Here is a 10,578-nt window from a genome sequence, read left to right as displayed (position 1 = left end):
TCGGGCGGGTCGGGTGGGTCGGGCGGGTCGGGCGGAGCGTTCGAGGGCCAGGACTCGTTGATGGCGGTGGTGATCAGCGAGCTCGCGGGGGCCTGCATGGGCCTGGTGTCGGCGCTCGGGGTGAGCATCGGGCTGGGCGCCACGACCATCATGTCGCGCGGGACGTTGGCGCAGAAGGAACGCTGGTTGCCGGGCATCGTGACCATGGAGAAGGTCGCCTCCTGGGCGATCACGGAGCCGGACTCGGGGTCCGACGCCTTCGGCGGCATGCGGACCTACGTGCGGCGGGACGGCGACGACTACATCCTCAACGGCCGCAAGACGTTCATCACCAACGGCCCGCACGCCGACGTGATGATCGTCTACGCCAAGCTCGACGAGGGCGGGGCGGCCAGTGCTGACGCCCGGGACGCAGCGGCGGACAAGCGCGACCGCAAGGTCCTGACCTTCGTCCTAGACACGGGGATGGACGGCCTCACACAGAGCGCGCCGTTCAAGAAGATGGGCCTGCACAGCTCCCCCACCGGCGAGCTGTTCTTCGACGACGTCCGGCTCGGCCGCGACCGCCTCCTGGGGGAGACCGAGGACCACCGCGGTGGCGACGGGCGCGAGTCCGCCAAGTCCAGCTTCACCGCCGAGCGCACCGGAGTGGCGATCATGGCGCTGGGCATCATCCAGGAATGTCACCGGCTCTGCGTGGACTACTCGCGCGAGCGCACGCTCTGGGGCCAGGAGATCGGACGGTTCCAGCTGATCCAGCTCAAGCTGGCCCGGATGGAGGTGGCGCGGATCAACGTGCAGAACATGGTGTTCCACTCCATCGAACGGGCCCGCGCGGGAAAGCCCCTCACCCTGGCCGAGGCGTCGGCCATGAAGCTCTACTCCTCCGAGGCCGCCACCGAGGTCGCGATGGAGGCGGTACAGCTCTTCGGCGGCAACGGGTACATGGCGGAGTACCGGGTCGAACAACTCGCCAGGGATGCCAAGTCGCTCATGATCTACGCCGGCAGCAACGAGATCCAGGTGACACACATCGCCAAGGGGTTGCTGGGTCGCTGATCGTCCGGATGACGTCCCCGTGGCCCGCCCGTACCGTGGAAATACGGAGTAGCCGGAGGTGGTGTAACATCGAGTCGGAGAAGTTCACCAACTGGTCCGGGAGCGTCGAATTCACGCCCCGGTCTCGGATCCGCGCGAGGGACAGCGCCGAGGTGGTGTCAGCCGTCCGCCGGGCGCGCGAGCACGGGCGGTCCGTCAGGCCGGTGGGGTCCGGCCACTCCTCGATGCCGCTGGTGGCCACGGACGACGTGCTCCTCTCGGTCGACGAGCTGTCGGGCGTCGAGGCCACCGACCCCGAGCGCGGGCTCGCGACCGTGCTCCCCGGGACGGGACTGGCGGACCTGGGCGCGGCGCTCCGCGAGTCCGGGCTGGGGCTCGAGAACCTCGGGGACGTCGACTACCAGTCCATCGCCGGCGCGATCGGTACCGGAACCCACGGGACCGGAGCGCGCCTGGGCAACCTCTCCTCCACCCTCGTCGGCGGAACTCTCGTCACGGGAACGGGGGACGAGGTCTCGTTCGGACCGACCGCCGGAACCACAGGGGGACACCCCGGCGACCACGACCGCCCGGCGCCCTCCGAGGTCACCGAAGATGATCTGACTCACGCGGCACAGGTATCGCTGGGGGCGCTGGGCGTGTTCACCCGCATGACGCTGCGCGTGCGTCCGTATTACGAACTGCATCGCCGGAACTGGATGACCCACATCGACTGGGTGCTGGACAACTACGCCGAACTGGTGCACTCGCACCGCCACATGGACTTCTACTGGTATCCGCGGAGCGACCTGGCCCAGGTGCGTCTGCTCGACGAGCCGGGGCGGGAACCGGATCTTCGGCAGCCTCCCGGCAGTCTCAAGACCGAGGAGACGGGACCGGCGTACGAGATCCTTCCCAACGACCGGCACCTGCACTTCGAGGAGATGGAGTACGCGCTACCGCTCGACACCGACCTGACCGTGTTCCGCCGGGCGAGGGAGCGGATCAAGGCGAGGCACCGGTCGATCGTGGGATGGCGCGTCCTGGTCCGGACTGTGGCTGCCGACCACGGGTTCCTCAGCCCGTTCTACGGCCGCCCGTCCATGACCATCGCCCTCCTACAGAACGCCTCCCTGCCGTACGAGGAGTACTTCTCGGACATGGAGCCGCTGTTCCTCGAGCACGACGGCAGGCCCCACTGGGGCAAGAAACACCGGCTGGGTGCTGCCGAGCTCGCGGCGAAGTATCCGGAGTGGGACGAGTTCTCCCGCGTCCGGGAGCGTCTCGACCCGGACGGTGTCTTCCTCAACGATCATCTGCGCGAACTACTGGTGACGGGCACGGGCCCCGCGGCACCGGGAGGGCGGTGAGACCCATGACCGATACGCGATCAGAGGCGACCGGGAGCACCCGGTGGTCCTTCTCCTCCGGATGGATCCCCGAACAGAGCACGGGCCACGAGCCCGAGTTCACGAGCCGGGTGGAACTTCGACTGCTCAACACCGCGGCCGAGGACTCCTGCGTCCGGGCGACCATCTATCACGAGGACCGCGAGCCGGTGGGGCCGTACGAGATCCTCGTCTCGGGGCGCCGGGTCCGTCATCTGCGCGTCAACGACCTCATCGACCCGGAGGCGGTGCCGCTGGGGCGCCCCTTCGGGGTGGTGCTGGACAGCGACGTGCCCGTCGTGGCAGAGCTCGTCTACATCGACACCAGGCGGGACCACCTCGCCGTCACCTCGCTACCCGGTTCTGCCGGGCATCCCGGCGGCTCCGGCGGCTCCGGTGGACCCGGTGGACCCGCTGACTAGCGTGTCCCGCCTGGTCGAGGGCGCGCACCGCCGTGCGGCAGAGTCGTGGGCGAGGGTCGCACGATACGCCCCCACCCTGCTCCTCGCCGCGACGGCCGCCGGTCTCGCCTTTCTCCTGGCCGAGTTGGTGTTCGGGCCCCAGAACGCGGTCTTCGCGCCGATCGCCGCCGTCGTCGCGACCGGGCTGTCCGCCGGGCAGCGCCGGGTCCGTGCGCTCGAGATCTCGACGGGTGTGCTCCTGGGGATCGTGGCCGCCGAAGCCCTGGCTCGGTGGTTCGGGGTCGGTGCGTGGCAACTGGCCGTCGCGGTGTTGGTGGCGACCACGGCCGCGGTGGCGTTCCGGCCGAGTGGCCTGCAGAGCAACCAGGCGGCGGTGGCGGCGGTCGTCGTGATGGTCCTCGTCCCCGTCCTGGAGACCGGCCCGTGGGTCAGGCTCGGTGACGCGGTGATCGGCGGTGCGGTGGCGGTGGTGTTGACCTCGGTGGTCCCCCACAGTCCCCGCCACAGGGTCACCGCGGTCGCCGGCCGTCATCTGAGGCGCTTCACCTCCATCCTCACCGCCCTGCGGGACGACCTCGAGACCGGTTCGCTGTCCGGGGCCGAGCGGCGACTGGAGGAGATGGACACCCTCGCCGCCGCTCGCCAGGACCTCTCGGATGCCGCATCCGCCACACGGGAACGCCTTCCGCTGGGCCCAGGCCGCACGCGGACCGAGCGACGCCGGGCTCTACGGGCATCCGGGAGACTCGGCGACCGGGTCGTGTTGCTGGTCACCTCCGGGCGAGCGCTGTGTCGAGCAGCGGCGAACCTGGTCCGCCACGGCGACCCGGTCGACCAGGCCGTCCTGGACGCGCTCGACCACCTGGTGTCCGCCGTGGATGAGCTCCGCCGCTGGACAGCCGGCACCGGCGAGGTCGAACTCGTCCGCCGACTGGCCCTGGACTCCGCGATCTCGGCGTCCTCCACCTATGCCGCGCCCACCACCCCGGCGGTCACCGTGGCGGTGGGGCAGATCCGGTCGGTCGTGATCGACCTGCTCCGGATCGTCGGGATGGATCAGGCCGAGGCGGTGGCCGCACTCGAGACGGCCGCCGGCCGGGCCACCCGACCTCCCGCCGGCCCTGTCACCTCCGGCCGTATGCCCGCCGACCGCGTATCCTCCAGCCGTGTATCCGCCGACTCCGGCGCCCCGATGGCCGGTGGCGGATACGACAGCTTTACGTACGTTGGAGATATGAGCACCACGAGCGACACCGCACGACGCGCCGAGGAGATGACGAACGACAGCGGCGGGTTCCCGCCCCAGGAGCAGCGGCCCCCCGGGCTCAGCTCCGAGATGACCCCGGTGCCCGATCACGGGGAACAGACCTACCGCGGATCAGGCAAGCTCCAGGGGATGAAAGCCCTGATCACAGGCGGGGACTCGGGCATCGGGCGGGCCGCGGCCATCGCCTACGCCCGCGAGGGAGCCGACGTGGCGATCTCCTACATGCCGGAGGAGGAGTCCGACGCCCAGGACACCCGGGACTGGATCGTGGACGCCGGTCGACGGGCGGTCCTGCTGCCCTGCGACCTGCGGGACGAGACCCAGTGCCGACAGATGGTCCGGGACGCCGCCCAGCAGCTCGGGGGCCTGGACATCCTCGTGAACAACGCCGGCTACCAACACGCTCGCGGTGAGGGACTGGAGACCATCGACAGCGAGAACATGGACCGGGTGTTCAAGACCAATCTGTACGCCACGATCTGGGCGAGCCAGGAAGCACTGAACCACCTCGGACCCGGGTCGTCGATCATCACCACCACGTCGATCCAGGCCTACCAACCGGCCCCGCCGCTGCTCGACTATGCGGCCACCAAGTCGGCCCTGAACAACCTCACCGTCAACCTCGCCTCAGACCTCGGGTCCCGGGGTATTCGGGTGAACGCCGTCGCCCCCGGCCCCATCTGGACGCCGTTGCAGCCGGCCACCCAGCCCGGCGAGAAGCTGGAGGAATTCGGGGCGGACACCCCGCTCGGGCGCGCGGGGCAACCCGCGGAGTGCGCAGGTGCGTTCGTCTTCCTCGCTTCCCCCGCCGACGCGAGCTACGTCTCGGGGACCGTACTCGGGGTCACCGGCGGGAAGCCGGTGTTCTGAATCGTGGGTTCGCAGGTGAGCACCTCGCTTGAGGACTACGCCCTGCTGTCCGACCTGCGTACCGGCGCGCTGGTGTCGCGGGACGGGAGCATCGACTGGCTCTGCCTCCCCAGGTTCGACTCCCCTGCAGTGTTCTCAGCCCTGCTCGGCGGCCCGGAGGACGGCCGGTGGTGCCTTTCGGTAGTCGACGGCGAGGTGCTCGATCGCCGCTACATCCCGGAGACCTTCGTGCTCGAGACGACCTGGCGGTCGCCGACCGGCACCGCCCGGGTGACCGACTGCCTCCTGCGCAGCGAGTCGCAGGGGGACCTGATCCGCCGGGTCGAATGCCTCGACGGCGAGGTGGCCGTCGAGCACGACCTGCGCCTGAGGTTCGACTACGCACGCGCCACGCCGTGGACCCGGGAGATCGCCAGGGACGGCCAGGACCGCGCGTTGCTGGCCCTGGCGGGCCCCGACGGCATCCTGGTGACCGGTCCGATGTTGCACTGGCCTGACGAGGACGACGACGACTCGTCGCCCAGCGACGACACCCACGCCCGGGCCGCCGTGCGCGAGGACGAGCAGTCCCAGGAGGGAGGCCGCGCTCGCCGACTCGAGGGGAAGTTCGATGTCCGCGCCGGAGAGCGGCTGGACTGGGATCTGACCTGGTTCCCGTCCCACGAGGAGGTCCCGGACCCGCCCGACGCGGACCAGACGATCGCGGCGACCATCCGCGCCTGGACCGACTGGGCCGCGCAGTTGGAGGTCGAGTGCGATCCCCGGCCCGAGGTGACCCGGTCGCTCCTGGTCCTGCGGGCGTTGACCAATCTGGACACGGGCGCCATCGTGGCCGCTCCGACCACCTCGCTACCCGAGTACTTCGGCGGCGAGAGGAACTGGGACTACCGCTACACCTGGCTCCGCGACGCCGCCTTCACCATCGAGGTCGTGGTGGCGCACGGTCTCACCGAGGGTGCCGCGCTCTGGCGCGACTGGCTCCTGCGTGCGGTCGCCGGCGACGTCGACGACGTCAAGATCATGTACGGCCTCGGTGGCGAACGCCAGTTGATCGAGATGACACTGGACCACCTCGACGGCTACGAGGACTCCCGGCCGGTGCGGATCGGCAACGGCGCGGCGGACCAGTATCAGGCCGACGTCGTGGGGGAGGTCATGATCGCCCTGCACGACCTGCGGGAGGCCGGCGTCCATGAGGACGAGTACACCTGGGGACTGCAGAAGGGGCTGCTGCGCTACGCGGAGAAGCACTTTGACCGGGAGGACCACGGGATCTGGGAGATGCGCGGGTCCACCCACCACTTCACCCACGGGCGCGCCATGATGTGGGCCGCGTTCGACCGCGGCGTCCGCGCGGTCGAGGAGTACGGGCTCGACGGACCCGTGGAGCGGTGGCGCGAGCTCCGGTCCCGCCTGGCCGAGGAGATCGACGAGCACGGATTCAACGCCGAGCTGGGCAGCTTCACCCAGACCTATGACAACTCCGAGGTGGACGCCTCCCTCCTGCAGTTGCCCCATACCGGATTCCTGGAGTACGACGACCCCAGGATGCTCGGCACGGTGGCATGCATCGAACGGGACCTCGTCACCGAAGAGGGTTTCGTGCACAGGTACCGCGTGGACAGCGGCATCGACGGCCTGGAGGGCGGCGAGTACCCGTTCGTCCTGTGCACCTTCTGGCTGGTCGAGCAGTACGCCGGGAGCGGCCGCATCGACGAGGCCCAGAGTCTGATGCAGACCATGGTGTCCCGGGGCAGCGACCTGGGTCTGTTCTCCGAGGAGTTCGACCCCGCCTCGGGCCGTCTGGCGGGCAACTTCCCCCAGGCATTCAGTCACATCGGGTTGATCCGGGCGGCCGACGCCCTGCAGGCGGCACGGAATGGACGACAGGAAGGCGAACGATGACCACCTACGGATTCCACGCCTCACACGAACAGATCTCCCCGGGCAGGTTGCTGCGGGACGTACAGCAGGCCGAACGCGCGGGCTTCAGAATCGCGATGTGCTCCGACCACTTCTCCCCCTGGTCCACGCGCCAGGGCCACTCGGGCTTCGCCTGGTCGTGGTTGGGCGCCGCACTGGCCACCACGGACATGACGTTCGGCACCGTCTGCGCGCCCGGCCAGCGCTACCACCCCGCCGTCGTCGCACAGTCGTCGGCGACGCTGGCGGAGATGTTCCCCGAGCGATTCTGGGTGGCCCTCGGCAGCGGGCAGAACATGAACGAGCACATCACCGGCGACAAGTGGCCCGACAAGACCACCCGGCAGGCCCGCCTGGAGGAGAGTGTCGACGTCATCCGCCGCCTCCACCGCGGCGAGGAGGTCACCCACCACGGACTCGTCGACGTCGAGAGTGCGCGGGTGTACTCGCTCCCGGAGACACCACCCCGGATCATGGGCCCGGCGCTCACCCCGGAGACCGCAGCGCGGGCGGCGCACTGGGCCGACGGGCTCATCACCATCAACGACGACCCCGACTCGGTCCGGCAGATCATCCAGTCCTACCGGACGGCCGGCGGCAGGGGGACGCTCGCTCTCCAGGTCCACGTGGCGATCGAGGACACCATGAGCCGCGCGCGCGAGGTCGCACGGGATCAGTGGCAGAACCACGCCGTGGACCCGCCGATCGCCTACGACCTGCCCACCCCCGAGGAGTTCGACCTGGTCGCGCGGTACATCCCGGACGAGAAGATCGAGGAGACCGTGATCGTCACCGATTCCGTCGAGCACCTCGTCGGCCGGCTCCGCGAGTTCGAGGAGCTGGGGTTCGACGAGATCTACCTGCACCACGTCTCCCAGGACCAAGCCGGGTTCCTCGAGTTGGCCGAGCAGGAGCTGCTCCCGGCCCTCGCCCGCGGTTGACCTCCGGAACAGAAGACGTAACGTCGCCGGTATGGCCACTGAGATGTTGCACACGTACATGCAGGACCACCACGCCGGGGCCGCCGCCGGGGTGGACCTGTTCCGGAGGGTGGCCAAGGACCACGAGGACCCCGAGATCCGTGGGGTCGTCTCGCGTATCGGCGACGAGACGGTGGACGACCTCCACAGTCTCGAGGAACTCATGACCCTGGCGGGGACGTCGCCGTCTGCCCTCAAGGACCTCCCTGCCCGCGCCGCGGAGAAGCTCGGTCAGCTCAAGCCCAACCAGCGATTCGCCGAGAGGTCGCCGCTCAGTGATCTCCTCGAGCTGGAGGCGCTCACGATCGCTGTCCGGGGCAAGGAGCTGGGGTTCAGGGCCCTCCTCGACATCGGCGACCCGCGATTGCCCCGCCCCACGCTAGAGACGCTGGTGGCGCGAGCGGTAGAGCACGGCGCCCAGCTCGAGAGACTTCGCCTGACGTGCACGGACGCGCTCCGCGAGAGCTGAACGCCGCACCACCCGGCGCGGCGCCCGGGTGAGTGATGGCCCGGCGAGGCCGCTTCGTTCGTATCGACCCCTCCCGTTACGTCGCGAGTCGGCCCCCGCCGCGCGGGGGCCGACTCGTGGTTCTCGAGGGCACTGGCCCGAGGCCGGACCGTGCACTCGCGTTGTACGGTTCGCGGGTCAGACCAGCTCGGCGGAGCCGATGAGGCCCGCGGCACCGTTGACGGCGGTGCGGATCACGCCGACGACCGCGCCGAGGAAGTCGGTGCCGGCGTCGATGACACCAGAGCCGGTCGTGAAGGTGGTCGAGCCGAGCTGGAGGAGGCCGAGTCCTTGATCGATGCTGCCCATGATGTGATTCCTTTCGTCGTGTGACGACGGCGGGCCCGTCGCCATCCGGGCTCGTCGTCCGGATGGGTTCGGAATCATCCGGACCGAGGGGCCGACACCCACCGAGGGAGTGAGGGCTCCGCTCGATGTTGCCGGTACGTGCACCGTAACAAAGCTGCGGCGCAAATCCACCGCACCGGAAGGTCGCACGTCAGGGTGGTGGCGCCCGGCCGCGCACGCCCTCCGGCAGGTGGTGCGTACCGTCGGGGAATGAGATTCTCGCAGGTAGACGTCTTCTCCCACGTCCCGTTCCGGGGCAACCCCCTGGCCGTGGTCCACAGCGCGGACGGGCTGACCGAGACGGAGATGGCCGCTATCGCCAACTGGACCAACCTGTCCGAGACGGCCTTTTTACTGGCCCCCACCAGCGAGGCGGCCGATTACCGGGTCCGCATCTTCACCCCGGCCGGGGAGCTGCCGTTCGCGGGCCACCCCACCCTCGGTTCGTGCGCGGCGTGGCACTCGGCGGGTGGGCGGCCCCGGGTGCCCGGCAGGACCGTGCAGGAATGCGGGATCGGACTGGTCACCGTCCGCGACGAAGGGGCCGGCGACTGGTCGTTCGCCGCTCCCGAGCTGATCAGGTCAGGTCCCCTCGAGGAGTCGGAGGTGGAGCGACTGGCATCGGGTCTGGGACTGAGCCGCGACGACGTGGTGGACCACTCCTGGGTGGACAACGGACCCGGCTCCTGCGCGCTGCTCCTGCGCGACGCCGAGGCCGTCCTCGACGTGAGGCCCGACGTGCAGGCCCTGGACGGGGACCGGGTGGGGGTCGTCGGCCGCTATCCGACAGACCGGGAGGACGCGGTCGAGGTCGAGGTCCGCTTCTTCCCCGTCTCGGCAGGAATCTCGGAAGACCCCGTGACCGGCAGCTTCCATGCGGGACTGGCGGTGTGGCTCACCGGCAACGGCACGCTGCCCCCGCGCTACACCGCCCGGCAGGGCTCCGTGCTCGGGCGTGAGGGACGCGTGGGGATCGCGGCCGGATGTGACGACGCCCCCGGCACAGGCATCTGGGTGACCGGGCACGTCGCGCACCTCGTGGAGGGCGAGATCCGGGCGGGATGACCGGACCACGGCACCCCGCCCGGCGCGCCGGATCAGAGAATGGGACCGGGGCCGGTCAGCGCATCTCCCCCGCGCCCACGTACGGGTTGAGGCTGGTGGTGGGCCTGCCCTCGGCGAATCGGGAGAAGCGGCAGTCCGCCGGGTCGACACCCGACATCGTCGTCGTCCCGTCGAGCAGCAACTCCGCGACCAACCGACCGACCGCGGGCGCCATCTTGAACCCGTGCCCGGAGAAGCCGACCGCCAGGAACAGCCCGTCTACCGGCGAGGGGCCGATCACCGGGTTGTAGTCGGGCGTGGTGTCGTACGCCCCGACGTAGCTGCCGGTGATCGTGGGGTCCGGCATGTCGGGCAGGCGGTGCATGAGCCGCTCCACGACCTTCTCGACGGTCGAGGTGTCGGCCCGGTTCGAGTAGCCGTCGGGATCGATGTACTGCGGCGAGTGGTGGTCGGAGTTGCCGGCGAGGATCTCCCCGTTCGGCTCACGGCACAGGTACTGCAGGCCCACCAGGTCCGACAGGGTGGGCACGTGCTGCACCGGTTCACCCTGATCGACCAGCACCAACTGCGCACGCTGGGCCCGGACGGGGATGTCCAGGCCGACGGTTGCCCCGAGCTGCGGCGCCCACACGCCGGTCGCCAGGATCACCTGCTCGGCGTGGACGGTGGTGCCGTCGGCGAACTCCGCTCCGACCACCCGGTCACCGCGCCCCCGCACCAGCGCCGTGACGCGGACGCTCTGGCGCACGCGGACCCCACGCCGGCGGGC

The 10,578-nt window shown here is 70.0% G+C and carries 10 protein-coding genes and 1 pseudogene; 9 read left to right on the top strand and 2 right to left on the bottom strand.

The annotated features are described in order from the left end of the window. The 8 genes and pseudogenes from G6017_RS01770 to G6017_RS01740 all read left to right on the top strand — a co-directional run. On the top strand, nucleotides 1-1,059 hold a 1,059-nt coding region (locus tag G6017_RS01770; protein ID WP_182615619.1), incomplete at its 5' end, for an acyl-CoA dehydrogenase family protein. A 35-nt stretch (nucleotides 1,060-1,094) separates the two neighbouring features. Next, nucleotides 1,095-2,408, top strand: coding sequence for a D-arabinono-1,4-lactone oxidase (locus tag G6017_RS01765; RefSeq protein WP_347237923.1), 1,314 nt, complete (start codon nucleotides 1,095-1,097; stop codon nucleotides 2,406-2,408). A 5-nt stretch (nucleotides 2,409-2,413) separates the two neighbouring features. Further along, complete coding sequence (locus G6017_RS01760) at nucleotides 2,414-2,848, top strand: sensory rhodopsin transducer (protein ID WP_182615615.1); 435 nt, start codon at nucleotides 2,414-2,416, stop codon at nucleotides 2,846-2,848. Next, nucleotides 2,823-3,308, top strand: a pseudogene (locus G6017_RS17380) (FUSC family protein); the annotation flags it as partial. The gene G6017_RS01760 and the pseudogene G6017_RS17380, both read left to right, overlap by 26 nt. Before the next feature lie 813 nt (nucleotides 3,309-4,121). Further along, nucleotides 4,122-4,985, top strand: a complete 864-nt coding sequence (locus G6017_RS17375) for an SDR family oxidoreductase (protein WP_241731327.1) — start codon at nucleotides 4,122-4,124, stop codon at nucleotides 4,983-4,985. Between the two features lie 15 nt (nucleotides 4,986-5,000). Further along, nucleotides 5,001-6,890: a glycoside hydrolase family 15 protein gene (locus G6017_RS01750; RefSeq protein WP_182615612.1), complete on the top strand. Its 1,890-nt coding sequence runs from the start codon at nucleotides 5,001-5,003 to the stop codon at nucleotides 6,888-6,890. Beyond that, nucleotides 6,887-7,849 carry a TIGR03885 family FMN-dependent LLM class oxidoreductase gene (locus G6017_RS01745; protein WP_182615610.1) on the top strand — a complete coding sequence of 321 codons (963 nt, stop codon included), beginning with the start codon at nucleotides 6,887-6,889 and terminating at the stop codon, nucleotides 7,847-7,849. The genes G6017_RS01750 and G6017_RS01745 overlap by 4 nt, the downstream gene beginning before the upstream one ends. A gap of 31 nt (nucleotides 7,850-7,880) precedes the next feature. After that, nucleotides 7,881-8,357, top strand: coding sequence for a hypothetical protein (locus G6017_RS01740; protein ID WP_182615608.1), 477 nt, complete (start codon nucleotides 7,881-7,883; stop codon nucleotides 8,355-8,357). A gap of 177 nt (nucleotides 8,358-8,534) precedes the next feature. Here the strand turns inward: G6017_RS01740 and G6017_RS01735 are convergent, their stop codons facing one another. Next, nucleotides 8,535-8,705, bottom strand: a complete 171-nt coding sequence (locus G6017_RS01735) for a hypothetical protein (RefSeq protein WP_182610057.1) — start codon at nucleotides 8,703-8,705, stop codon at nucleotides 8,535-8,537. A 249-nt stretch (nucleotides 8,706-8,954) separates the two neighbouring features. On the opposite strand from G6017_RS01735, the gene G6017_RS01730 reads away from it, so the two are divergent. Then, nucleotides 8,955-9,809 carry a PhzF family protein gene (locus G6017_RS01730; RefSeq protein WP_182615606.1) on the top strand — a complete coding sequence of 285 codons (855 nt, stop codon included), beginning with the start codon at nucleotides 8,955-8,957 and terminating at the stop codon, nucleotides 9,807-9,809. Nucleotides 9,810-9,864: 55 nt separating this feature from the next. On the opposite strand, the gene G6017_RS01725 is transcribed toward G6017_RS01730, so the two are convergent. Continuing rightward, nucleotides 9,865-10,578: NAD(P)/FAD-dependent oxidoreductase (locus G6017_RS01725; RefSeq protein ID WP_182615604.1), on the bottom strand; the 714-nt coding region annotated here is incomplete at its 5' end.

Source organism: Dietzia sp. B44, from assembly GCF_014145245.1.
Classification (GTDB): domain Bacteria; phylum Actinomycetota; class Actinomycetes; order Mycobacteriales; family Mycobacteriaceae; genus Dietzia; species Dietzia natronolimnaea.
Note: the sequence above shows the minus strand (reverse complement) of the source record. Positions and strands in the feature narration are given on the sequence as shown.